This window comes from Ruegeria sp. CG1 (assembly GCF_056537265.1).
The window spans coordinates 81,527-103,904 of record NZ_JBQFRF010000004.1; the positions used below are offsets into that span (position 1 = coordinate 81,527).

23 protein-coding genes are annotated in these 22,378 nt (G+C 59.4%); 12 read left to right on the top strand and 11 right to left on the bottom strand.

Going from position 1 to position 22,378, the window contains the following annotated elements; translation table 11 throughout:
• Nucleotides 1–18: 18 nt before the first annotated feature.
• The 8 genes from ACR0AU_RS12700 to ACR0AU_RS12735 form a co-directional block, all read right to left on the bottom strand.
• Nucleotides 19–552: a porin family protein gene (locus ACR0AU_RS12700; RefSeq protein ID WP_170395659.1), complete on the bottom strand. Its 534-nt coding sequence runs from the start codon at nucleotides 550–552 to the stop codon at nucleotides 19–21.
• Nucleotides 553–813: 261 nt separating this feature from the next.
• Complete coding sequence (locus ACR0AU_RS12705; RefSeq protein ID WP_170636682.1) at nucleotides 814–1,287, bottom strand: YHS domain-containing (seleno)protein; 474 nt, start codon at nucleotides 1,285–1,287, stop codon at nucleotides 814–816.
• Between the two features lie 172 nt (nucleotides 1,288–1,459).
• Nucleotides 1,460–1,735 carry a hypothetical protein gene (locus ACR0AU_RS12710; RefSeq protein WP_480795765.1) on the bottom strand — a complete coding sequence of 92 codons (276 nt, stop codon included), beginning with the start codon at nucleotides 1,733–1,735 and terminating at the stop codon, nucleotides 1,460–1,462.
• Entirely contained in the window at nucleotides 1,732–2,337 is a 606-nt protein-coding gene (plsY, locus tag ACR0AU_RS12715) for a glycerol-3-phosphate 1-O-acyltransferase PlsY (RefSeq protein WP_170395665.1), read from the bottom strand. Before plsY ends, ACR0AU_RS12710 begins: the two co-directional genes overlap by 4 nt.
• Nucleotides 2,337–3,617, bottom strand: coding sequence for a dihydroorotase (gene pyrC, locus ACR0AU_RS12720; RefSeq protein ID WP_480795766.1), 1,281 nt, complete (start codon nucleotides 3,615–3,617; stop codon nucleotides 2,337–2,339). Before pyrC ends, plsY begins: the two co-directional genes overlap by 1 nt.
• Nucleotides 3,614–4,000, bottom strand: a complete 387-nt coding sequence (locus tag ACR0AU_RS12725; protein WP_480795767.1) for a hypothetical protein — start codon at nucleotides 3,998–4,000, stop codon at nucleotides 3,614–3,616. The genes pyrC and ACR0AU_RS12725 overlap by 4 nt, the downstream gene beginning before the upstream one ends.
• Complete coding sequence (locus ACR0AU_RS12730; RefSeq protein ID WP_170733548.1) at nucleotides 3,985–4,503, bottom strand: hypothetical protein; 519 nt, start codon at nucleotides 4,501–4,503, stop codon at nucleotides 3,985–3,987. Before ACR0AU_RS12730 ends, ACR0AU_RS12725 begins: the two co-directional genes overlap by 16 nt.
• Nucleotides 4,500–5,435 carry an aspartate carbamoyltransferase catalytic subunit gene (locus ACR0AU_RS12735; RefSeq protein WP_480795768.1) on the bottom strand — a complete coding sequence of 312 codons (936 nt, stop codon included), beginning with the start codon at nucleotides 5,433–5,435 and terminating at the stop codon, nucleotides 4,500–4,502. The genes ACR0AU_RS12730 and ACR0AU_RS12735 overlap by 4 nt, the downstream gene beginning before the upstream one ends.
• Before the next feature lie 758 nt (nucleotides 5,436–6,193).
• Between ACR0AU_RS12735 and ACR0AU_RS12740 the strand changes: the two genes are divergently transcribed.
• From ACR0AU_RS12740 to ACR0AU_RS12765, 6 genes are all read left to right on the top strand, one after another.
• Nucleotides 6,194–6,958, top strand: a complete 765-nt coding sequence (locus tag ACR0AU_RS12740; protein WP_170514155.1) for a uracil-DNA glycosylase — start codon at nucleotides 6,194–6,196, stop codon at nucleotides 6,956–6,958.
• The gene (locus ACR0AU_RS12745) at nucleotides 6,955–7,554 is read left to right on the top strand and encodes a metallophosphoesterase (protein ID WP_170733549.1); all 600 of its coding nucleotides are present in this window, start codon (nucleotides 6,955–6,957) and stop codon (nucleotides 7,552–7,554) included. The genes ACR0AU_RS12740 and ACR0AU_RS12745 overlap by 4 nt, the downstream gene beginning before the upstream one ends.
• Nucleotides 7,551–8,171, top strand: a complete 621-nt coding sequence (locus tag ACR0AU_RS12750) for a LysE family translocator (protein WP_170733550.1) — start codon at nucleotides 7,551–7,553, stop codon at nucleotides 8,169–8,171. Before ACR0AU_RS12745 ends, ACR0AU_RS12750 begins: the two co-directional genes overlap by 4 nt.
• Before the next feature lie 6 nt (nucleotides 8,172–8,177).
• On the top strand, nucleotides 8,178–8,720 hold the full coding sequence (moaB, locus tag ACR0AU_RS12755; protein ID WP_170408382.1) for a molybdenum cofactor biosynthesis protein B: 543 nt from the start codon (nucleotides 8,178–8,180) through the stop codon (nucleotides 8,718–8,720).
• Nucleotides 8,721–8,825: 105 nt separating this feature from the next.
• On the top strand, nucleotides 8,826–10,283 hold the full coding sequence (locus tag ACR0AU_RS12760) for an efflux RND transporter periplasmic adaptor subunit (protein WP_480772010.1): 1,458 nt from the start codon (nucleotides 8,826–8,828) through the stop codon (nucleotides 10,281–10,283).
• A 5-nt stretch (nucleotides 10,284–10,288) separates the two neighbouring features.
• Nucleotides 10,289–13,690 (top strand): efflux RND transporter permease subunit, encoded by a 3,402-nt coding sequence (locus ACR0AU_RS12765; protein ID WP_480795769.1) that lies wholly within the window; start codon nucleotides 10,289–10,291, stop codon nucleotides 13,688–13,690.
• On the opposite strand, the gene ACR0AU_RS12770 is transcribed toward ACR0AU_RS12765, so the two are convergent.
• Both ACR0AU_RS12770 and ACR0AU_RS12775 read right to left on the bottom strand, forming a co-directional pair.
• Complete coding sequence (locus tag ACR0AU_RS12770; protein WP_170612826.1) at nucleotides 13,657–14,106, bottom strand: NUDIX hydrolase; 450 nt, start codon at nucleotides 14,104–14,106, stop codon at nucleotides 13,657–13,659. The genes ACR0AU_RS12765 and ACR0AU_RS12770 overlap by 34 nt on opposite strands.
• 4 nt (nucleotides 14,107–14,110) lie before the next feature.
• On the bottom strand, nucleotides 14,111–14,923 hold the full coding sequence (locus ACR0AU_RS12775) for a protein-disulfide reductase DsbD domain-containing protein (protein WP_170733553.1): 813 nt from the start codon (nucleotides 14,921–14,923) through the stop codon (nucleotides 14,111–14,113).
• Between the two features lie 148 nt (nucleotides 14,924–15,071).
• Between ACR0AU_RS12775 and ACR0AU_RS12780 the strand changes: the two genes are divergently transcribed.
• Nucleotides 15,072–15,626 (top strand): YqgE/AlgH family protein, encoded by a 555-nt coding sequence (locus ACR0AU_RS12780; protein ID WP_170395693.1) that lies wholly within the window; start codon nucleotides 15,072–15,074, stop codon nucleotides 15,624–15,626.
• Here ACR0AU_RS12780 and ACR0AU_RS12785 read toward each other — a convergent pair.
• Entirely contained in the window at nucleotides 15,623–16,570 is a 948-nt protein-coding gene (locus ACR0AU_RS12785; protein ID WP_170612828.1) for an L-threonylcarbamoyladenylate synthase, read from the bottom strand. The two genes, ACR0AU_RS12780 and ACR0AU_RS12785, sit on opposite strands and share 4 nt — an antisense overlap.
• Nucleotides 16,571–16,702: 132 nt before the next feature.
• On the opposite strand from ACR0AU_RS12785, the gene ACR0AU_RS12790 reads away from it, so the two are divergent.
• The 5 genes from ACR0AU_RS12790 (at nucleotide 16,703) to ACR0AU_RS12810 (ending at nucleotide 22,350) form a co-directional block, all read left to right on the top strand.
• Nucleotides 16,703–18,406, top strand: coding sequence for an acyl-CoA dehydrogenase family protein (locus ACR0AU_RS12790; RefSeq protein ID WP_170612830.1), 1,704 nt, complete (start codon nucleotides 16,703–16,705; stop codon nucleotides 18,404–18,406).
• Nucleotides 18,407–18,429: 23 nt separating this feature from the next.
• Nucleotides 18,430–19,452 carry an MBL fold metallo-hydrolase gene (locus tag ACR0AU_RS12795; protein ID WP_480795847.1) on the top strand — a complete coding sequence of 341 codons (1,023 nt, stop codon included), beginning with the start codon at nucleotides 18,430–18,432 and terminating at the stop codon, nucleotides 19,450–19,452.
• Between the two features lie 4 nt (nucleotides 19,453–19,456).
• The gene (locus ACR0AU_RS12800; protein WP_170395701.1) at nucleotides 19,457–19,906 is read left to right on the top strand and encodes a DUF6173 family protein; all 450 of its coding nucleotides are present in this window, start codon (nucleotides 19,457–19,459) and stop codon (nucleotides 19,904–19,906) included.
• 64 nt (nucleotides 19,907–19,970) lie between these two features.
• Nucleotides 19,971–21,809 carry a glycerophosphodiester phosphodiesterase gene (locus ACR0AU_RS12805; RefSeq protein WP_170513839.1) on the top strand — a complete coding sequence of 613 codons (1,839 nt, stop codon included), beginning with the start codon at nucleotides 19,971–19,973 and terminating at the stop codon, nucleotides 21,807–21,809.
• Nucleotides 21,796–22,350, top strand: a complete 555-nt coding sequence (locus ACR0AU_RS12810; protein WP_170733556.1) for a hypothetical protein — start codon at nucleotides 21,796–21,798, stop codon at nucleotides 22,348–22,350. Before ACR0AU_RS12805 ends, ACR0AU_RS12810 begins: the two co-directional genes overlap by 14 nt.
• Nucleotides 22,351–22,378 lie beyond the last annotated feature (28 nt).

A 22,378-nucleotide genomic window follows, 5' to 3' on the forward strand; every position in this document is an offset into this window, starting at 1 on the left:
CCGGGCCCTACTTTCTCATCAAAACCGATATGCTACACGCAGTTGAACTGTAGTTGCGTCAACATCGACGCCCGATGAGTTGAAGTCGTCGAACTCATGATACAGAATCTCGCCTCCAACGCTGATATTGGGGGCTACGATCTGCTCATAGCCTGCGCCGATGAACCAGCCATCGTCACTGCCCAGATTATCGGTATCCGCATCGGCATAACCGGCGGTGCCATAAAGCAGGCCCTGCGGGTTCACCTTGTAGCCCGCGCGCGCTTTGAGCCGCCAGACATTCTCGACCGTGGCGGCGCCGGAAAGGTCTACGTCGCTCCAGTCATAGTCGAAGCCACCTCCGACGACCCAATCGCCCAGATCGTAATCATATCCAAGGATGATACCGCCGATCGCACCATCGCCGTCGACGCCTGATACGTTTGTGTCGATGTCCGCATAACCAAACTGCGCACCGCCGTAGAATCCAGTCCAGTTGCCTGAGGATTGCGCCATGGCGGATCCCGCAGCCAATACGGCGACCGAGGTGATCAGTGCCAATCTTCCTGTCATCGTCTCATTCCTTTCGCTCGAAACCTGCTGCCAATCAAATCTAATGGCAGCGTTATGATTGAATCTACGTTCCGGCCCTTAGGCCGGATCAGTGATGTTTTGACTGTCCCGAACAACTTTATTCTGGCCGGTGCCCCGGCGTGGGCCCACTCAGGTTGGGCTCTTTTCTCATATGCTAGATAGGGTGAAACATGATGCCTTCAAACGAAGATCGGCGGCAGATACGATCCGCCGCCGATGCACAAAGGTCTTGTCAGCGAATTATTGCTGCAGTTCAGCCGGGTCTTTGTCGGCGATGTCTTCCCAGTTTGCGCTGGCTTTCTCAACAAAGCCCGGAATGTCGCCTTCCCAACGTTCCTGAATGTCTTGCGACAGGTTCAGGTACAGCTTGTTGTCGACGATTTTCCAGTAGTTCGGATCACCATCGAACTTGAAGCCCATTGCGGTGCCGAAGGCGCAATAGCCGCCATAAGCAGGCAGGTAGGCCTCGGGGTTCGCCTCAAAAGCGGCTTTGTTCTCTTCCGATGCAAAACGGTAGAGCGCGTCGTTGTGCAGCGTGGTGATTTTATAATCACCCTTGGTGGCCTCACCCACGGTGAAATAGGCAACCGGGTCATAGCCCTGCATGGCCAGTCCGGTCGAGCTTGCGTTGATCTCGACGCCAGCCGCCATTGCCGAGCTTGCGATTGCAACAGACAGCGCCACACCGCTTATGAGGGATTTGAACGTGTTCATGACTTCACCTTTCGTGAATAGGCTCGCTGAAGAGCACTGTAATTTTGCCCGGGCGAACCGGATTTGATTGTCGCGACGCCTGTAATTGGCCGTCACAAAATCCCAGTTGGGGAATGGCCCGATCACGTTCAAAGCAATCAATTGTGATTGTGCAATCACAAAGACCGGTTGTTCATTCCTGCACGTCAGGCACCAGCGCCAGGACAAAATCGACCACCTTTTCCGCAGGCATTTCGCAGGGGCGAAGCAATGCGCCGCTTTTCTGTGTGAGATAAAGGTTCAGGCTGATGTAATCCGGCCCGCCCAATTGATGAGCCACCAGTTTGTGAGATTTCCCGCGGGCCATGATCTGATGCGATACCAAATATCGATGCGGCCCAACGGAACCGGTGAACGTACCGACCGGCAGATCATGGAACGCTTTCAGAAACGCGCTGGGCGCTGTCACGATTTCCCGATTTTCGGTTCTGTCCCCGCCTTGATCCGCGCTAGGTTGGCGCTGTGCCGCCAGTAGAGCAGCAAGGTCAGAGCAATTCCAAGAACGAAGGTACTGCCATCTGTCAGCACCATGATCCAGGTGGTGGATAGGGCGGCGGCGGCCAGCGCACCAACGGATGAAATACGCCAGATCAGCGCCGCGACCAGCCATGTCAAACAGCAGGCGACACCCACGCGCCAGTCAAGTGCCAGCCAAAGGCCCAGAAAGGTCGCAACGCCTTTACCGCCTTTGAAGCCCAGCCAGACCGGAAAGCAATGCCCGAGGAACGCGGCCAATGCGGCGATCTGCGCGGCATCTTCACCAGCCAAAGCGCGTGCCAGCAGAACAGCAACGGCACCCTTGGCTGCATCAAACAGCAATGTCAGCGCTGCCGCTGCCTTATTGCCGGTTCGCAGGACGTTGGTTGCGCCGATATTGCCCGACCCGATTTGCCGCAGATTTCCCAGACCCATCACGCGCGCGACGATCATGCCAAAGGGTATGGACCCAAGCAGGTATCCTAACGCGGCCCACAGGATGAGCTGAGTCATTGTGCTGTCGATCAGGGGCATCAGGCTCTCCGGTACACTTCTTGTCCAGCGACAAAGGTTGCGGTGACCTTACCCTGCATCCGCTGACCGTCAAACGGTGTGTTCTGCGATTTCGATTTCAGCGTAAATCGGTCCAGAACAAAGGGAACATCCGGGTCGAACTGCACCAGATCGGCAGGCGCGCCTAGGGACAGGCGACCGCTCTCCAACCCCAGCCGTTTGGCCGGATTGAGGGCCATGGCGCGGAACAGGGTCGGCAAGTCCAGCTGTTCGGAATGATATAGCCGAAGCGCAGCAGGCAGCAGTGTTTCCAGCGCCACCGCGCCCGAGGCCGCCTCTTCAAACGGCAGACGCTTGCTTTCCTCATCCTGCGGCGTGTGCATGGAACTGATCGTGTCTATCAGACCGGTTCGCACTGCTTCGATCACGGCTTGCCGGTCATCTTCGGATCGCAGCGGGGGCTTGATCTTGAAGAAGGTGCGATAATCGGACACGTCCAATTCGTTCAACGTCAGATGGTGGATTGACGTGCCTGCTGTGATGTCCAGCCCGTTGCGCTTGGCGCGCTCCAGTGCAGGCAGGGCGCGGGCGGTGGTGATCTGATCGGCGTGATAGGCGGCCCCGGTCATTTCAAGCAGGGCGATGTCGCGGTCCAGCCCCATACGCTCGGCCATAGGCGATACGGCAGGCAAGCCTCGCAGTGCGGCGAATTTGCCGCTGGTGGCCGCGGCACCGCTGCTCAGGCCCGGCTCCTGCGGGTGGGCAATCACAAGCGCGCCACAGGATTTGGCGTAGGTCAGCGCGCGTGAGAACACCTTGGTATTGGTGATGACATGATCGCAATCGGTGAAGGCCACAGCTCCCGCATCTTGCAGGAACCCGATCTCGGTCATCTCACGCCCTTCGCGTTCTTTGGTCAGGGCGGCCATTGGCAAAACGTTGACCGGAGCGTCCGCTTGCGCGCGGCGGGTGGCGAACTCCAGCGTCTCGGGTGTGTCGACGGCAGGCAGAGTATCGGGACGGGTGACGATGGTTGTCACACCCCCTGCAGCCGCGGCCAGACCTGCGGATTTATAGCTTTCTTTGTGCCGCTCACCGGGCTCACAGACCTTGACGCCAATGTCGACAATGCCGGGGGCGAGGCACTGCCCACCGCAATCGACCAACTGCGTGTCAGCGTCTGGGGCCGTGCCTTCACCAAGCGCTGCGATCCGACCATCGGCAATCTGCAGCCAGCCGATGCTATCCGTGCCAGCTTCGGGGTCGATCAGGCGAGCGTTAGTAAAAATCAGATTGCTCATGCCATGGCCCTTTCGATTGCAGCTTTGGTGGCGGCGGGGTCCGCCTGATATTTGATCAGGTGCTTGTCGCCGCCTTTTGTGACGATCTGGACAAAGCTGCCAATGGTATTGACCGCCTGAATTTGGTTCAGCGCCACCTTACGCGGACCAGGACCGGTGAGAGTGGTGCCCGTCATTTCCCACTTGGCGACCAGTTCTTCCGAAGCCAAATACCAAGCGCGGATGGTGATGGCGGCCAACCCTGCGGGCGCGCCGCTCCAGACGTAAGGGTTGCCTATCAACCAAAGCAAGACCATCGCGGCCGCCATTGCAAACGCGGCGAGCCATGCGTTGGTGCGGATATAAGCGCCCTTGTCTGGCGTGAATGTTACAGGATCAGCCACAAGGCACCTCCGACGGCGATCAGAATCAGTATGGCAATGACGGCTGAACCGATGCGGCTTGGTTTATTATCCACTGGCGGGCTTTGCGGGGCCGAGAACGGTTTTGCGCTTTCGGTCTCAATCGTGCCGCCGGACCAGTTGGTAGCCTCTTCGGTGAACAGGCCAATCAGATGCAGGCGGGGATCGAGGGAAAGGGTTGCAGATCGACCACCCAGCGCCGCACTGCGCAGGACCATCACCCAGCCTTCGATGGCCTCCAATTTCGTGCGGTCCAACTGGTCTTCCGAGACACCGCAGCCTTCGCTGAGATAGCCATAAAGCCCGAGATCTTCGAGGTCGGATACCGGAAAAATGTCGATCTGTTCGGGGTCCAGCCCCTCGACACCCAACACCTGATCAACAGCACCCGGTTCGCGCAGGAATTTCGCCTCTTCCGGGCGCATGTCCAGCGAGAACAGGCGGATCACGCCGCGCTCATGGGGGGCGATGGCCAGATCGTTCATGCGGCTTCTCGCACGTTGCGCGCTAGCAGGTCCATGGCGGCCATGCGGACGGCAACGCCCATCTCGACCTGTTCCTGAATGACGGACCGGTTGATGTCATCGGCCAGAGTGCCGTCGATCTCGACCCCGCGGTTCATCGGGCCGGGGTGCATCACGATGGCGTCCGGCTTGGCCAGCGCCAGTTTTTCAGCGTTCAGACCGTAGCGGTGATAGTATTCGCGTTCCGAGGGGATAAAGCCGCCGTCCATCCGTTCCTTCTGAAGACGCAGCATCATCACAACGTCGACGTCTTTCAGACCCTCATTTATATCATCATAAATCTCGGCCCCGAATTCCGCGAATTGCGACGGCACCAGCGTCGGCGGGCCGATCAAACGGATGCGGTTTTCCATCTTGCCCAGCAGGATCAGGTTCGAACGCGCCACGCGCGAATGCGCCACGTCTCCGCAAATCGCGATGTTCAGCCGGTGTAGGCGGCCTTTGGCACGGCGGATGGTCAGCGCGTCCAGCAGGGCTTGCGTCGGGTGTTCGTGCCGCCCGTCTCCCGCGTTCAAAACGGCGCAGTTCACTTTCTGCGCCAGCAGGTCGACCGCGCCAGAATGAGGATGCCGTACCACCAGCAGATCGGGATGCATCGCGTTCAGCGTCATAGCCGTATCAATCAGCGTCTCGCCTTTTTTGATCGAACTGGCCTGCATTGCCATGTTCATCACATCAGCCCCCAACCGCTTGCCCGCCAGTTCAAAACTGGCCTGCGTGCGGGTCGAGTTTTCAAAGAACATGTTGATTTGAGTCAGGCCCGACAGCACGTCCGAATGCTTAGTCGATTGTCGGTTCAGATCGACATAGGTTTCGGCCAGATCAAGGATAGTGGTGATATCGGATTGCGACAGATGCTCGATGCCAAGAAGGTGACGATGGGCGAAACGCATGGGCGGGCTCCTGTCTGACAATCGGACCGCTTATAGGAAGCCATGCAGGCCAAGGCAACCTAAGGTTCCGACCCTTCGGGCAGTTTCTCGCATCCACCTTCGGGCAGGCATTGTTCCCCTGGTTTGCACCACTTGCCATAGCCACAATCAATGGCCTTGATCGGAACACAGCCCTGATAAGCCGAGCATTTAAATCCGGGTCGGCATTGCGAACCGGTTTCTTCACACAGAAACCAGCCGGGGCGCGAGCATCCGCCGCCCGGCAAGCAGGATGAACCGGCTCCGCAACTCCTACCATCTGCGCAGGTTGTGGGTGGAGCTGGGACCAAATCCGGTCGGCTGCGCTCGCATTCCCCGCGCCCGTTGCAGAAGCTGCCACCTGGGCAATCCAGGCGCGAGGTGCACTTGTTCGCCCCCGCCGGGGCGCAACGGGTTCCTCCTGCCACGCAGCGCTCGAACGGGCCGCAGGTGCGCCCACCTCCACAATAGGTGTGTCCCGGCGGGATACAGCGGCCATCAAAGCTGCAGCGCTGGCCTGCGGGGCAACAACCGCGCCCGCATTGCAACTGTCCGGCGCGGCATTGTGTATTCCGATCAAACAGCTGCGCACTCGCCGAACCGCCAGAGGTTGCCAGCAATAGAGCAATCAGAAGGAATCGCAGAAATGACAGCATGACCCTGCCATGGTCGGTGCGACCCTGTGCCATGGCAAGGTCTATTCGCTTTCCCTCGGTCAAAAGCTGGTTAGATTGAGGGTTATGGAATCGGGCTTGGACCATCATACCGCGCGGGCGCTGCTGGAATGGCAGATCGAGCTGGGCGCAACCGAGGCGATCGGCGACGCGCCGGTGGATCGCTATGCGTTGCCGGACAAAGCGGCCAAGGCTAAGAAACCAGCTGCGGTTGAACCTGCGAAAAAACCAGAGCCGGTCGATGCCGCAGCTGTTGCAAAACAGGCGGCGAAAACCGCTGGATCGCTCGTCGATTTGCGTGCGGCGATGGAGGCGTTTGATCTTTGCGACCTCAAACGCGGCGCGCGGCAGTTGGTGTTTGCTGATGGCACCCCCGGTGCACGGGTAATGATCATCGGCGAAGCGCCCGGCCGTGATGAGGATCGCGAAGGTAAGCCCTTTGTCGGGCGCGCTGGGCAATTGCTGGACCGGATGCTGGCCGCGATTGATCTGGATCGGCGCGAGAATGTCTACATTACCAACGTGTTGCCGTGGCGGCCCCCGCAGAATCGCGATCCCAAGCCGGAAGAGATTGGCATGATGAAGCCGTTTCTGGAGCGGCATGTGGCGTTGGCCAAGCCCGAGGTGCTGGTGGTGATGGGCAATATTAGCTGTCAGGCCTTGCTGGGCAAACGCGGTATCACGCGGCTGCGCGGGAAATGGGATCAGGCGCTGAACCTGCCGGTCATCCCGATGTTCCACCCGGCCTACCTGCTGCGTCAACCGCAGATGAAGCGACAGGCCTGGGCCGATCTGCTGGACCTGCAAGCACGGCTGAGAGGCGCGGGATGAGAGTTCTGGCGTTTTCCGATCTTCATATGGCGCGCAACCGGGCCGCTGATCTGGTGGTCGCCAGCGCCGAGGCTGATCTTGTCATCGGAGCGGGGGATTTTTGCAATGCGCGGCGGGGCCTGAATGAAGCGATGCAGATGCTGTCGGGCATTGCAGCGCCGCTGATCCTGGTGCCGGGCAACGCTGAGAGCGCCGAGGAACTGACAGCCGCTGCGCCCGAAGGCGCGCATGTTCTGCACGGGACGGGCATGACATTGGATGGTCTGCGCCTGTTCGGGCTGGGCTACGGCGTGCCGGTGACGCCTTTTGGAGACTGGTCCTGCGATCTTACTGAAGCTGAAGCATCGGAACTGCTGGACCGGTGCGAGGCTGCGGATGTTCTGATCGCGCACTCTCCGCCAAAAGGATATGGGGATGTGACATCTCAAGATGTGTCGGTCGGCTCGACCGCAGTTCGGGACGCGGTTGAACGAATCCAACCCGATTTTGTCTTTTGCGGTCATATCCACGACAGCTGGGGATATCGCGGCATGCTGGGGCGGTCTCAGATTGCCAATCTGGGTCCGAAACCACATTGGTTCAAGGTAACAACGTGATCGAGACAGTGACATTGATGGCCTTCATCCCAGCCGCACTGGTGCTGAATTTTACACCCGGCGCTGACATGATGTTCTGTTTCGGGCAAGGGTTACGGTCCGGGTCACGCCCAGCGATGATGGCCAGCCTCGGTGTTTCGACGGGTCTGATGGTGCAAGTTTTGCTGGCGGGGCTTGGACTTGGGGCGTTGGTATCAGCCTTGCCTTGGCTGTTTGACGTTATCCGGTGGATGGGCGTTGCTTATCTGTTGGCCCTTGCATGGGGCGCAATCCGGAAAGGGGCAGTGTCGGACGATGCAGCAATCAAGCCTGCTCATTTCGCGTTTCGCGAGGGGTTGCTGGTGAACCTGACCAATCCCAAGGTCATTCTGTTTGTTTTGGCCTTTATCCCTCAGTTCGTGGACCCAGCAAACGGCCCGGTTCTGCTGCAATTCCTAACCTTTGGTGCAATTATCACCTTGGGCAGCATTCTGGTGAATGGGGTGGTCGGTATCTTTGCGGGCGGAGCAGGGCGCATTTTGATCTCAAACCCACGCGCTTCACGTATCATTGGATGGGTCACGGGCGGGATATTCGCGGCTCTTGCCATCCGGCTTGCCATTATGGAAAGGGCTTGACGACATATGTCGCGCATTGATGAAAGCATTGAGTTCATCCCCGTCCGCATTGCGGTTCTGACTGTGTCGGATACTCGCTCGCTGGACGACGACCGCTCGGGCCAGACGCTTGTCGACCGGATCGAAACGGCTGGACATTCAGTGGCGGACCGCAAGATCATTCAGGACGAACGCGCCCAGATTGCCGAGCAATTGCGCAGTTGGATCGCGGATCCTGAAATCGACGTCGTGATCTCGACCGGCGGCACAGGTCTGACGGGTCGCGATGTTACAGTCGAGGCGCACCGGGACGTTTATGAAAAAGAGATCGAAGCGTTTGGCACCGTTTTCACCATCGTGTCTATGGAAAAGATAGGTACTTCTGCCGTGCAGTCCCGCGCCACAGGCGGAGTTGCAGGCGGAACCTATCTGTTTGCGTTGCCGGGCAGCCCGGGTGCCTGCAAAGACGCTTGGGATGCGATTTTGGAGAAGCAGTTCGATTATCGCCACCGGCCCTGTAATTTCGTTGAAATAATGCCCAGATTGGACGAACACCTGCGACGGAAGTAGACTGGTTCTGCGTTTAATGGATCATAACCGCTTTGTGGCTTGGCATTTTTTGCGACCCGGCTACCTTTGCGGAAGGCAGCATGTGCGACCAAAGGTGAGTGACCGATGCGATTTCTGCGGCAAAGCCTTGTTGGGGTCTTCCTGGCGTTTCTGACGCTGGGCCTGCTGATCGTTGCCGCACAAATGATCTCGGGCGCGGTTCAGGATGTGCTGACGCGGGACAATCAGGCACCTGAGGCGCGGGAACGCATATTCGCCGTTACCGTACGAACCGCCGAGCCGGAAACCGTCACTCCTTATCTGGAAGCGTTTGGCCAGATTCAAAGCCGCCGCCGGTTAGAGCTGCGCGCGGCCTTGGGTGGGCGCGTTGTATCACTGGCCGAAGACTTTGAAGATGGCGGTACCGTAACGGCGGGAGAATTGCTGGTCGAACTGGACCCAGCCGATATGCAATCGGCTCTGGACCGTGCCAAATCCGATCTTCTGGATGCCCAGTTTGAAGAGCGGGACGCCGAACGCTCGCTGCTGTTGGCGCAGGATGAGTTGAAATCAGCCGAGGCACAGGCCGAACTTCGCGACCGGGCGCTGCAGCGCCAGCAGGACCTGCAGACGCGAGGTGTCGGGGCTGCTGCAAGCGTCGAAGAAGCGGAACTGGCCGCAACATCGGCTCATCAGGCAGTTCTCGCACGCAGGATCGCTCTGGCGCAGGCCGAATCCCGGGTGGATCAAGCAACAACCCTGTTTGCGCGGGCTCGTATCGCGTTGGAAGGGGCCGAGCGTGACCTGGAGGATATGACGATCCATGCCGGGTTTGATGGTACGCTGACCGAGGTTACTTTGGTTGAAGGCAGGTTGGTCGCGGCCAACGAAAAGCTGGCCGAACTCGTCGACCCCAATGCGCTTGAGGTCGCGTTTCGGGTATCCACCGCGCAATTCGTGCGGTTGCTGAACGCGCAGGGTGATCTGATCTCAGCCCCGGTGACTGTATCGCTTGAGGTCACGGGGACCGATCTCACTGCCACCGGCCGGATCAGTCGCGATAGCGGCGCGGCGGGTGAAGGGCAAACCGGGCGTCTGATCTATGCGCGACTCGACGACGCGCCGGGATTCAAGCCGGGGGATTTTGTCACCGTTTCGATTGAAGAACAGCCGCTCGATAATGTGGTCCGTCTGCCATCCTCGGTTCTGGACGCCACGGGCAACGTGCTTGTTCTCGGCCCCGATGACCGGCTGGAACCGTTGGCTGTGCAATTGATCCGTCGTCAGGGCGATGAGGTGCTTTTGCGTGGTGAAGGCCTGGAAGGCCGCGAGGTTGTGATTGGCCGGACGCCTCTGCTGGGTTCGGGTGTACGTGTGCGGCCCCTACGGATTGAGGCGAACGCTGAAACTGATCCAGGCATGGTCGAGCTTTCGGACGAAAAGCGCGCTCAGCTTGTGGCTCAGGTCGAGGCCAGTGATGCGATGTCTCAGGAAGACAAAGCCCAAGTATTGGGCCAGTTGAGCGAGGCCAAAGTGCCCGCCACCCTAATACGCCGTCTTGATGACAACCGGGCCGGGGGCTAAGCGCGATGATCCGCGACATTCCCAACGCGGCGGGCGGTATCCTCAGCTATTTCACCCGGCACCGGACTGCGGCCAATCTGTTGCTGCTGATCATGCTGGTGCTGGGGGCCGCCGCGATCCCCAACATGCGGGCACAGTTCTTTCCTGATGTGATTCTCGAACGCGTCGATGTGAATGTCCAATGGGACGGCGCAGGCCCCGAGGATGTCGACAATGGCATCATCCAATTGCTGGAACCTGCGCTTTTGGCGGTTGAGGGCGTTGCCAGCACGGAATCGACCTCACGCGAGGGAACGGCGCAGGTCCGGCTGGAGTTTGAGCCGAACTGGGACATGTCTCGCGCGGTTGAGGAGGTCCGGACCGCCGTCGATAGCGTCACCAACCTGCCCGAAGACGCCGAGGAACCAACCATCAGGCGCGGCGCTTGGCGGGATCGTGTCACGGATGTGGTCATCACGGGGCCCATCGAAGCTGAACAACTGGCCAAATTCACCGATGAATTGATAAGCCGCCTGTTTGCAGTTGGTGTCACGCGCACCACGATCCGGGGACTGGCCGCGCCGCGTGTGGTGGTCGAAGTCCCCACCGCACAGTTGATCGCCAATGATATCTCGCTTTCGGACATTGCCGAGGCCATCGCGGCAGAAGTCACCGCGAACCCTGCGGGCGATGTCACAGGTGCCAATGCGCGTATTCGGACTGGCGTTGAGAAACGCACCCCGGAAGAGATCGAGGGTATCGCCCTGCGCAACTTTGCCGATGGTTCAAAGCTGGTTGTGGGCGATGTGGCGGAAATCCGGGTCGAGGGGGTCACGCGCAACCGCAGCTATTTCGTCGGCGACAATCCGGCGATGTCGATCCGCGTCGACCGGTCCAATTTGGGCGATGCCATCGGAATTCAGCGCGATGTCGAGGATGTCGTGGCCGAGATGCAGGCCAGCCTGCCCGAAGGTATCACGATTGAGCTGATCCGCACCCGCGCACAAGCGATCACCGACCGACTAGATATTCTGGTCGACAATGGGCTGGTTGGGCTTGGGCTGGTGGTTTGTCTACTCTTCCTGTTTCTGAACGCCCGCATCGCTTTCTGGGTGGCTGCCGGTATTCCGGTGGCAATGTCTGCGGCGATTGCGCTGATGTATCTGGGCGGGTTGTCGCTGAACATGGTGTCTCTGTTCGGTTTGATTATTACCTTGGGCATCGTGGTTGATGACGCCATCGTCGTGGGAGAGCACGCCGATTTCCGTGCCCGCCGTTTGGGCGAAGCGCCAATCGTCGCCGCAGAACGCGCTGCCCGCCGAATGGCGATGCCGGTGTTTGCTGCAACAGTGACCACGGTCATCGCCTTCTTTGGTCTCACCGCCATCGGTGGCCGCTTCGGAGAGCTGATCCGAGACATCCCGTTCACCGTTATCGCTGTCCTGATTGCCTCATTGATCGAATGCTTCCTGATCCTGCCGAACCATATGGCCCATGCCATCGCGCATTCGGCTAAGGAGCATTGGTATGACTGGCCCAACCGGGTTGTGAACAAGGGCTTCCGCTGGGTGCGCGACCACCTGTTCCGCCCGTTGGTCGCGTGGGTGGTCTGGGCACGGTATGTGGTTGTTGCACTGATGGTAGTGATTCTGGCCAGCCAGATTGCTCTGTTCATTCGGGGCGACGTGAATTGGCGGTTCTTCAACGCACCGGAACGCGGTTCGGTCACTGGCAATTTCATCATGGTCGAAGGGGCGACGCGCGCTGAGACGCTGGAAATGATGCGCATGGTCCAGAAAGCCACGGAAGAACTGGGTCAGGTTTACGAAGAACGCCATGGCCGCAACCCGATCGAATACGTTCTAGCCGAGGTTGGCGGTTCGGCCGGATGGGGGCTGCGCGCGGCGGATGGCAAGGATGACGATCTACTGGGCGGCATCTCGATCGAGCTGATCGACGCTGACCTGCGCCCCTATTCCAGCTTTGAATTTGTGGGCGAGCTGCAGGATTTTGTTCCGCGCCACCCGAAGGTCGAGTTGCTCAGCTTCCGTGGTTGGCGTTCTGGTCCGGGTGGTGATGCGATTGACGTGCAGTTCTACGGTGCGGATGTGAACACGTTGAAATCTGCATCTGAGGACCTGCAGGCGGAACTTGCGAAATACTCGGAAGTTTCTGCGCTCGAAGATAACCTCGCTTATGACAAGGAAGAGTTCATTCTGGACCTGACTGCGCAGGGTCAGGCGCTGGGTTTCCGCATCGAGACACTTGGCCGCGTATTGCGAAACCGGCTCAACGGGATTGAGGCCGCGACCTTCCCAGATGGTCCACGCAGCACCGAGATTCGGATCGAACTGCCCGAGGGCGAACTGACCGCCGATTTCCTGGAACGCACGCTGATGCGGACGCCTGATGGCGTTTATGTCCCGCTCGCCGATATCGTCTCGGTCGAGCGTAAATCGGGTTTCTCGACCGTCCGGCGCGAAAATGGTCTGCGGGTCATCTCGGTGAATGGTGATATTTCCGAGGACGACCCGGCGCAGGCTGCCGAAATCGCCCGCGCCATGCGCGAAGAGATATTGCCAAACATCGCCGCCGAACGGCAGGTCGAATGGCGCATGGCTGGCCTGAGTGAGCAGGAGGATGAATTCCTATCCGAGGCCCGCACAGGCCTGATCCTGTGTCTGACCGGAATTTATCTGGTTTTGGCTTGGGTCTTTGCCAGTTGGACAAGGCCCTTGGTGGTCATGGCGATCATTCCCTTTGGCCTCGTGGGCGCGATCTGGGGGCATTACCTGTGGGGCGTGCCGTTAAGCATGTTCACCGTCGTCGGCCTGTTGGGCATGACCGGGATCATCATCAACGACTCGATTGTTCTGGTGACCACAATCGACGGATACCGGAAAGAGCGCGGGTTGGTGCCGTCAATCGTAGAAGGTACGGCAGATCGTTTGCGGCCTGTGATGCTGACCACGCTGACCACGGTACTGGGGCTGACGCCCTTGATGTACGAAAGTTCGCAGCAGGCGCAGTTTTTGAAACCGACCGTGATCACACTGGTCTATGGGCTGGGCTTTGGCATGGCCCTGATCCTGCTGCTGGTGCCTGCGTTGCTGGCCATCCTGAACGACATCTCACGCCCGATGACATCGATGAGACGGGCCTTGCGCGCGCCGGACAGGGTGGTGCGCAATGCCGTGCGCGCAACGGGCGCAGCGTTGGCGATCTGGCTGGGGGCCTCGATGATCTGGCCCGTAGTGACAGGTGCGCCGTTGGCGCTGATCTCGGGTCTCTACCCAGCCGCCGAAGGTCCAAGTGTGCTGCAAATGGGCTTTGGTGTATTCGTGGCGGGTGCGACCGTAATCCTGCTGTTGGGTGTCGTTCTGTCCAGCGTGCTTTATGCGCGCTTGTCGGATCGGGTCGAGGCTTGATCCATCTCTAAAGCTCGCCGCAAAAGATCGGGAACGCGGTCGCTCATTGGCAGGTCGCCGCTGGTGATCTGGTCCACCGGAAACCACTGAGCGTCCTGCGCGTCGTCTGCAGCGACAGGCGTGCCGGTTACATAGCGACACGCAACTCCGACCAGCAGGTAGTGCGCCCGGGTCTGCCCGCTATCATCGCGCAGCAAAAGGTCGAGATTGTCGAGATAGACCAAAGGCTCAGCAATCACACCGGTCTCTTCCCGCAGCTCGCGGGTGGCGGCGTCCAGAACCGTTTCACCCCATTCAACATGGCCGCCTGGAAAACCCCACAGCCCCTGATCGGGTTGCTTGCTGCGTTGCACCAAAAGTACCTGGCCATCGTGCAGCACGACAGCCAAGGCACCGATCTTTGGGGTCTGGCTCATCCGGTCAGCCTGCGCTGCATCCTTGGATATCGACAGCGTGGTTTGCCCCCAGAACCGTGATGCGCACTTCGGACCGATCCAGCGCAAATGGCCCGCCGGAGGCACCGATAATCTCCGAGCTTGCGATCAGGGTGTTGCCCTGACGGCGTGTATCGGGCTGCGATGCCCAGAGTGCCGGGTTTCCTGGTTCAATGACGGCGAATTCGGACCCGCCCGCTGAAGGCATGGTGATACGCGCCTCGATCCGCATTCCGTCTGCAGTGGGAGTCAATTGGCACGTCGCATCCGCCACGCCTGCTTCGCGTTCAGAAAACGGGCGCTGGGCGAGGGCTGCGGCGATGGCCGGATTGCGTGCAGCGTCGGCATCCATTGTGTGATCGAATTGCAACCGACCCGGCACGCAGACATCCTTACACACGCCCAAGTCCATCTCGCCGCGCAAACGCACGGGTTTGGCAGGGTTCTTAGGCGTGATTTCGACGGGCAGTACAAGTTGATCCTCATACCCGACCGAGCGCAGCCCGTTCTGATCAAACACATGCGGCGCGGGCCACGTGAAGGCTATGTCTGCAATATTGCGAGAGCCTTTCCAATCAAACTGTGGCGGAATGCCCGCATCGCCGGGTGCGCGCCAATAGGTCTTCCACCCGTCCTTGAGCTTTAGACGCAAGGCCCCCTGATAGGTACCTTCGGCGGTTTTGCCGCCGTCCAACACCTCAAGCTGAACCAGATTATCAACCCCCTGCGCAGTGGCGGGGGCACCAAAACAAAGGCTGACGGCCAACACGGCTGCAGCAGATTTGCAAAGCGCTTTCATATGCAGAACATGCGCATTCCGGTCGGGATTGCCAAGTCACGTTCCGGTCACTTCTGTGAAATGCACGGAAATCCCGGCTGATCCCTTGCCATTCCCCGGTTCACAGGGTCATTCTAGGGATATCCTATGGCGCAAGAGATATCTGCTGATGGACCTTACGGGAAAACTGTTGATTGCGATGCCCGGAATGGGCGACCCGCGATTCGAGCATTCGGTCGTCTATATCTGCAGCCATGGTGATGACGGCGCGATGGGATTGATCGTGAACAAGCCCTCGGACTTGAGGATCAAGACCTTGCTGGAACAGCTCAACATTCCGTGTCGGATACCTGTAATTGGCGAACGGCTGGTGCAGTTTGGCGGCCCGGTCGAGATGTCGCGTGGCTTTGTCCTGCATAGCGCAGATTATGAGGCGAATCTGCATTCTATGCAGATTTCCGAAGATTTCAGCATGACCGCAACGCTGGATGTGCTCGAGGATCTGGCCTCGGGCAAGGGGCCGCTGAATTCGATGCTGACTTTAGGTTATTCCGGCTGGGGGCCGGGTCAGTTGGAAGATGAGATCGCGATGAATGGTTGGTTAACGACTGATGCGTCGTCGAAACTGGTCTTTGATGTCCCTGATGACGAGAAATGGGAGGCGGCTTTGGCTACGCTTGGTGTCGATCCGCTGACCCTATCAGCCAGTGCAGGCCGCGCCTAATCGCGAGGGGCTGCTGCGCGGCGTAGACGGTCGTTGATGGCCGCACCTAATCCGTGATGGGGAATTGGTGATACGGCGATTGGCCGACCGGTATCGTTAAGTTTGTGAAGGGCGGCAAACAGGCTGGCGGCGGCCTCGGGCAGGTTGCAGGTGCTGGAGAGGTTCAGATCACAATCAACAGGACCAAAACCCAGCAACACCTCGTCCCCCTGCCGTGACCGGGCGTTCAGCCGCACCGGCGCGTCCGGCGCGTAATGGGATTGCAACTGCCCCGGCGCAGTAAGCAGATCGCCGGGTTGGTGGTGATGCAGTTCTGCCTTTAGAACCTCTTCGATTTGTTCCAATGCGACACCACCTGGACGCAACAAGGCAGGGGTGCCGGCCAGACCCACAATAGTGGACTCAAGCCCGACACCGCACGGCCCATCGTCCAGAACTGCGGCTATGCGTCCCTCCAGCCCCGCTCGGACATGGGCCGCCGTCGTTGGGCTGATCTGACCAGAGGGGTTGGCCGATGGGGCTGCCACAGGACCGTCAAAAGCGGTCAGTAAAGCGTGCGCTGTGGGATGCGCAGGCACGCGAACGGCCAGAGTATCCAAGCCAGCTGTGACCAGCGACGAAATCCCGTGATCGGGGCGCAGAGGAAGAACCAGAGTTAACGGTCCGGGCCAGAAGGCATCAGCCAACAAATCAGCCTGATCGGTCCATTCGACGAAGCGTTTTGCGGTCTCGGTTGAGGCGACATGGGCGATCAGTGGGTTAAAACTGGGTCGCCCCTTGGCTTCATAGATCGCGGCCACAGCCTCGCCGTTCCGTGCATCGCCACCCAGTCCATAGACGGTCTCGGTCGGGAAAGCGACCAGCAGCCCCTGTCGCAACAGGTCAGCGGCCTTGGCGAGCCCGTCGGCGTTTGCTGGTAAGTCTTGAGTACCGAGAAGGGTCATGGATCGTGACGCCGCGTTTTGGTTGCTTGCAGTTCAGGTAACGGTAGGTAATCGTGCCAGCCCAGATGAATACCGGCGTGGGGCCGGGATTCCAACCCCACGCTGACAACTTGCCAGAACCAGAGGGAAACCATGCCCTATCGCGCCCCGATCTCAGACTATGAATTCCTGTTCCGCAACGTGATCGGCTTTGACCAGATCGCCGCGACCGAAAAGTTCTCGGAAGCCAGCGAGGATGTGGTCAGCGCCATTCTGACCGAAGCCGGGAAGATGTGCGAAGAAATCATGTCCCCGCTTCAGCGCCCTGGTGATCTGGAACCCGCGCGGCTGGAGAACGGCGTGCTGAGGACCTCTCCGGGCTATGCCGAGGGCTGGAGGGCGATTGCCGAAGGCGGCTGGATCGGGATGAGCGGTGATCCCGAATATGGCGGCATGGGCCTGCCAATGACCATGACCACCGCCGTGAACGAGATGATGAGCGCCGCTTGCCTGTCGCTGCAACTCGCTCCGTTGATGACCCAAGGCCAGATCGAGGCGCTGGAGCATCACGCAAGCGATGAACTGAAAGCGCTTTATCTGCCCAAGATGATGGCGGGAGAGTGGTCAGGCACCATGAACCTGACCGAACCGCAGGCCGGATCGGATGTGGGCGCGCTGACTTCGAAGGCCGAGGATAACGGCGATGGCACCTATTCGGTGACCGGGCAGAAGATCTATATCTCATGGGGCGACAACGACTTTGCCGAGAATGTCTGCCATCTGGTTCTGGCCCGTCTGCCAGACGGTGTTCCGGGAACCAAAGGGATTTCGCTGTTTCTGGTGCCGAAATACATCCCCGACGAGAACGGCAACCCCGGCGTGGCCAATGACCTCAAGGTGGTTTCGCTGGAACACAAGATGGGCCTGCACGGCTCGCCGACCTGCGTGATGCAATATGACGGGGCCAAGGGTTGGCTGGTCGGCAAGGAACATGGCGGCATGGCCGCGATGTTCACCATGATGAACAACGCGCGTTTGGGCGTTGGCGGCGAAGGTGTGGGTGTCGCCGAAGGGGCCTACCAGCATGCGCTGGCCTATGCGTTGGAGCGTAAACAGGGCAAGACGCCCTCGGGCACCATCATCGACCACGCGGATGTGCGGCGGATGCTGATGTCGATGCGCGCGGATGTGTTTGCGGCGCGGGCGATCATGCTGGCCAATGCAGCTGCAATCGACTTGGCGCAGGCCACGGGTGAGGCCGATTGGGCGGCACGTGCGGCGCTGCTGACGCCGATCTGCAAGGCTTTTGGCACCGAGACCGGCATGCGCGTTTCCGAGACCGGCGTTCAAGTGCATGGTGGCATGGGCTTCATCGAAGAAACTGGTGCTGCACAATATTATCGCGATGTCCGTGTGACCGCGATCTACGAGGGCACCAATGGTATTCAGGCCATGGACCTCGTAGCGCGCAAGATGATGGATGGGGGTGAGGCGGCCTCGAACCTTCTGGATGAGATCGAGGATCAAGCCGAGAAGGCGCGCGCCACGTTGCCTGAACTTGCTGGTCCTGTTTGGGAAGCTTCCGAGTCGCTGCGGGAAGCGACGGAGTGGCTCGTTGCTCAATCGGATATGAACAACCGGTTTGCTGGCGCGGCTTCGTATCTAAAAGCGTTCGCGCGGGTTCTGGGCGGGCATTACCATCTATCAGCGGCGCTAGCCGATCCCGATGGACCGCGCGCCAAGTTGGCACGTTATTATATTAATGTGCTGCTGCCTGAACATACGGGCTTGCTTGCGCAGGCGCAGAACGGGGCGGATGACCTCTATGCCCTCAGCCCAGAGGAACTGGCGGTTTGAAGGATGGCGAGGCTCCGCAAGTGATGCGATATCCGTGGGAGGAACCACCCGCTCCTGGCGAATGGGTCGAAGTTGCAGAAGGAGTTCTGTGGATTAGGCTGCCTTTGCCGATGGCGCTGGATCATGTGAATGTCTATGCACTTGATGATGGCGACGGCTGGACCATAGTCGACACAGGGCTTTCTTCAAAGAAAACACGGGGAATCTGGCAGGCCCTGATGGAAGGGCCATTGGCTGGCAAACCCGTCCGTCGCGTTGTCGTGACTCATCACCATCCTGACCATGTCGGCAATGCGGGCTGGTTCCAGTCCGAGCATGGTGCAGAACTGGTCACCAGTCGTACCGCATGGTTGTTCGCACGTATGCTGACGCTGGATGTGCAAGAGAATTGGCCGAAGGAAACGTTGGATTATTACCGCAGCGCGGGGATGGATCCGGACGTGCTGGCCGGTCGGATGGCCGAGCGTCCGTTCAACTTTGCCGACGCCGTGTACCCTATGCCGCTGGGATTTACCCGTGTCAAACAGGGCGACGTGATCCGCATGGGTGGCCGCGACTGGGATGTTCACATGGGCAACGGCCATGCGCCCGAGCATTGCACCTTCTGGAGCCGCGAGGACAATCTGGTGCTGACCGGTGATCAGATCCTCAGTTCGATCAGTTCCAACTTGGGCGTCTATGCCACCGAGCCGATGGCCGATCCGGTGGCCGACTGGTTGGAGGCGTGCGAACGCCTGCAACCGCTGGCCCGGCCCGATCATTTGGTTTTGGGCGGGCACAAACTGCCGTTCACCGGGTTGCCGATCCGCATGCGGCAGTTGATCGATAACCACCACGGCGCGCTTGAGCGTCTGCTGAACGATCTCGATCAACCCAAAACCGCCGCCGAGTGCTTTGCCCCGCTGTTCAAGCGCCAGATCAGGGGCGGGGAATACGGCCTCGCGCTGGTCGAGGCGGTTGCACATATGAACCATCTCTACCACATTGGAGCGGTCACCCGGACGCGGCGCGCGGACGGAGCTTGGGAATATCAGCGCAAAGGGTAGAGCAATGGACAAGATCGAAACCTCAGCCGAGGCAGCGGAATCTGCGGCGTTGCCGCGGTGCTATGAGGTACACGCCAACCCTGAAGCGGCATCGGGGAACAAGGACTTGCCCAAGCCATTGCAAAAGCCGGTCGAAAGCAAAAGCCCTGCTCAATGGGCCTATGAGCGGCTGATCATGTATATTCAGAATTTCGAGAAGACTCTGGATGGCGATCACGAGGTTGCCATGGGATTCACCGGTGGTGATGCCGGTGTAATGCGGATCGAGGGCATGGGCTATTTCGATCCGGATGTGATTACCTTCTATGGCTCGGACGGAGGCGGCGCCAAAACGCAGCTCGTCCAGCATGTCAGCCAGTTGAATGTGATGCTGCGTGCCTTGCCGAAATCGATCGAGGATAAACCAGCCAACCGCATTGGTTTCCGGCTGGCGGCTGATCTGGAAGAAAGCTGACGCCCACTCTTGCAATTCACACTTACGCAGCCTTGAATGGATAGACCATTCAGGAGGCAACCGCGTGACCAATTTCTCAGCCGTTACAACTGCCTACCGGGGCGCATGGGCGCGGCGGCGCGTGTTTGTGCCTGTTTATGTCGCCGTCCGGTTGCTGCTGGTTGCACTGATCGCTCCGGGCGTTGCCATCGCCGTCAATCTTGCTGTCTCATTGTCTGATCAATCGGCGCTGACGGATCAGGACATTGCGATGTTCCTGCTGTCACCAGCGGGCTTCATCGCGGCGGTTGTAGTTCTCAGCCTGTTCTTACTGGCCGAGGTCTTTGTCTTCTCGGTCATGGCCGGATCATTGCGGATGGGTGAGCGTGACCCTTGGCGCGCGGGCAGTGCTTCCATCCGGTTGATCCTGACGCGTTTACCTGCGCTTTTCGGCTTTGCCGCACGGTTCATTTTGCGTGTGCTGGTACTTGCGCTGCCTTTTGTCGCCGTGGCTGGCCTGATCGCCTGGTGGATGCTGACTGAATACGACATCAACTATTACCTCACCTTCCACCCGCCTTCATTCTGGGTGGCGGTAGTGCTGATCGGATTTGTGGTGCTGTGTCTGGCTTGGGTTCTGATCCGCAGGCTCTCGGCCTGGGCGCTGTCGCTGCATCTTGTATTATTTGAGGGCTGCAAACCCGCCGAGGCCTTCTCCGCCAGCACGGATCGAATGGAAGGCAAACGCGGTCGCCTCAAGATCGAGCTTGGCCTTTGGCTTGCGATGCGTCTCGTGATCGCCGCACTGATTGCCTTTGTGGCCGGACTGTTGTTCGATCTGGTACCGTTGCAGGAAAGCACGAACCTGCGCTTTGCGCTGATCTTCAGTATGATCGTAGCGGGCCTCTGGTCGCTGGCTGGGCTTGTGCTTGCAGCCGTCGCTCTGGGAGCATTGGCGGTTCTGCTGGATGGGTTCTTCGACACACAAGGCCGAGAGGTCCCTCATCCCGAACCAGGCAACCTGCGCGCGCCGCTTTACGCTGTGGTCGGTGGCGCGGCAATCGCCCTGCTGATCGGGCTCTGGTCCGGGCAGGAGTTGCTGGTCCGCATTCAGGCCCCCGATCATGCGGATGTCATTGGTCATAGAGGTGCGGCGGCGATAAGGCCGGAAAATACCATGGCGGCAGTGTTGAAGGCTATCGAAGATGGCGCCGATTGGGTTGAGATCGACGTTCAGGAGACCGCGGATGGTGTGGTCATCATCGCGCATGACAGCGATTTCATGAAACTGGCTGGTGTGCCGCTCAAGGTCTGGGACGCGACCATGGAGGATGTGGCCGAGATCGATATCGGCAGTTGGTTCGGCCCCGAATATGCCTCGGAACGGACGCCCACGCTGCGCGATGTTCTGGAAGCTGCGAAGGGCAAATCCAAGGTCATCATCGAGCTGAAATACTATGGCCATGACGTCGACCTGGAAAACCGAGTCGCCACAATTGTCGAAGAGATGGGGATGCAGGACGACATCGCCACCATGTCGCTGAAATACCCGGCAGTACAGAAGATGAAAGCGCTGCGCCCCGATTGGCGGGCAGGCGTTCTGGCCGCAACCGCCATCGGCAATCTGTCGGGGCTTGAGGGCGATTTTGTGGCCGTAAACGCGGCGACGGTATCTCCGGGTCTGATCCGCTCGGTCCATGAGGCGGGCAAGGACATCTATGTATGGACGGTGAATGACCCGCTACAGATGTCGGCCATGGCATCGATGGGGGTCGACGGGCTGATCACCGATCGTCCTGCCATGGCTCGCGAAGTACTGCGTGTTCGTGCCGAGATGGGACCGGGCGAGCGTCTGATGCTATGGTTGGCGACGACATTCGGATTGTCCATTGATACTGCCGAGATGCGTGATGCGGAACCATAGACTGGCCGCCCTTCTGGCCTGTTGCGCGCTGCCTGCAGCTGCGCAGGACCTGATGCGTAGCGTGGAAATGCCCGCTCACCGGGCGTTGGCCGACACGATAGAAGGCGCTGAACTGACCCCCTTTGAAACGGATGGCTGTTCGGGCGGATTATCTTCCAGCTGGCGTATGGTTGCCGAGACCTTTCCGAAGTTCAGTCTGCTTTATGAAGAACACCCGCCATGGGAGTACTGCTGCGTTACTCACGATCGCGCCTATTACAACGCAGGCGGCGCATCGCAGGCCGAGGCCAGCTTTGACGCCCGGCTCGCTGCCGATGACGCGCTGCGCACCTGTGTCAAAACCCACGGCGAAAGCCATGCTGATGAATATGCCGAACGCTATGATATGACGCCGGATCAAATCCGCTCGGTTCATTCGATCACCTCCGAGGCGATGTTTCTGGCCGTGCGTTTTGGGGGTGGTCCCTGCAGCGGGTTGCCCTGGCGCTGGGGGTTTGGTTATCCAGGCTGCACGATTTTTGGACCAACTGCGCGCGAATGACGTCGTGACAGGCCCTGAGTTTTGCATT

Excerpts from the sequence above, each read along its gene's own strand:
- pyrC (WP_480795766.1), bottom strand. The coding sequence starts at position 3,617 with ATGAGCAATCTGATTTTTACTAACGCTCGCCTGATCGACCCCGAAGCT.
- ACR0AU_RS12800 (WP_170395701.1), top strand. The coding sequence starts at position 19,457 with ATGGACAAGATCGAAACCTCAGCCGAGGCAGCGGAATCTGCGGCGTTG.
- ACR0AU_RS12790 (WP_170612830.1), top strand. The coding sequence starts at position 16,703 with ATGCCCTATCGCGCCCCGATCTCAGACTATGAATTCCTGTTCCGCAAC.
- ACR0AU_RS12730 (WP_170733548.1), bottom strand. The coding sequence starts at position 4,503 with ATGAACGATCTGGCCATCGCCCCCCATGAGCGCGGCGTGATCCGCCTG.
- ACR0AU_RS12780 (WP_170395693.1), top strand. The coding sequence starts at position 15,072 with ATGGACCTTACGGGAAAACTGTTGATTGCGATGCCCGGAATGGGCGAC.
- ACR0AU_RS12740 (WP_170514155.1), top strand. The coding sequence starts at position 6,194 with ATGGAATCGGGCTTGGACCATCATACCGCGCGGGCGCTGCTGGAATGG.
- ACR0AU_RS12735 (WP_480795768.1), bottom strand. The coding sequence starts at position 5,435 with ATGCGTTTCGCCCATCGTCACCTTCTTGGCATCGAGCATCTGTCGCAA.
- plsY (WP_170395665.1), bottom strand. The coding sequence starts at position 2,337 with ATGCCCCTGATCGACAGCACAATGACTCAGCTCATCCTGTGGGCCGCG.
- ACR0AU_RS12775 (WP_170733553.1), bottom strand. The coding sequence starts at position 14,923 with ATGAAAGCGCTTTGCAAATCTGCTGCAGCCGTGTTGGCCGTCAGCCTT.
- ACR0AU_RS12700 (WP_170395659.1), bottom strand. The coding sequence starts at position 552 with ATGACAGGAAGATTGGCACTGATCACCTCGGTCGCCGTATTGGCTGCG.
- ACR0AU_RS12705 (WP_170636682.1), bottom strand. The coding sequence starts at position 1,287 with ATGAACACGTTCAAATCCCTCATAAGCGGTGTGGCGCTGTCTGTTGCA.
- ACR0AU_RS12745 (WP_170733549.1), top strand. The coding sequence starts at position 6,955 with ATGAGAGTTCTGGCGTTTTCCGATCTTCATATGGCGCGCAACCGGGCC.
- ACR0AU_RS12810 (WP_170733556.1), top strand. The coding sequence starts at position 21,796 with ATGCGGAACCATAGACTGGCCGCCCTTCTGGCCTGTTGCGCGCTGCCT.
- moaB (WP_170408382.1), top strand. The coding sequence starts at position 8,178 with ATGTCGCGCATTGATGAAAGCATTGAGTTCATCCCCGTCCGCATTGCG.
- ACR0AU_RS12795 (WP_480795847.1), top strand. The coding sequence starts at position 18,430 with ATGCGATATCCGTGGGAGGAACCACCCGCTCCTGGCGAATGGGTCGAA.
- ACR0AU_RS12765 (WP_480795769.1), top strand. The coding sequence starts at position 10,289 with ATGATCCGCGACATTCCCAACGCGGCGGGCGGTATCCTCAGCTATTTC.
- ACR0AU_RS12760 (WP_480772010.1), top strand. The coding sequence starts at position 8,826 with ATGCGATTTCTGCGGCAAAGCCTTGTTGGGGTCTTCCTGGCGTTTCTG.
- ACR0AU_RS12770 (WP_170612826.1), bottom strand. The coding sequence starts at position 14,106 with ATGAGCCAGACCCCAAAGATCGGTGCCTTGGCTGTCGTGCTGCACGAT.
- ACR0AU_RS12785 (WP_170612828.1), bottom strand. The coding sequence starts at position 16,570 with ATGACCCTTCTCGGTACTCAAGACTTACCAGCAAACGCCGACGGGCTC.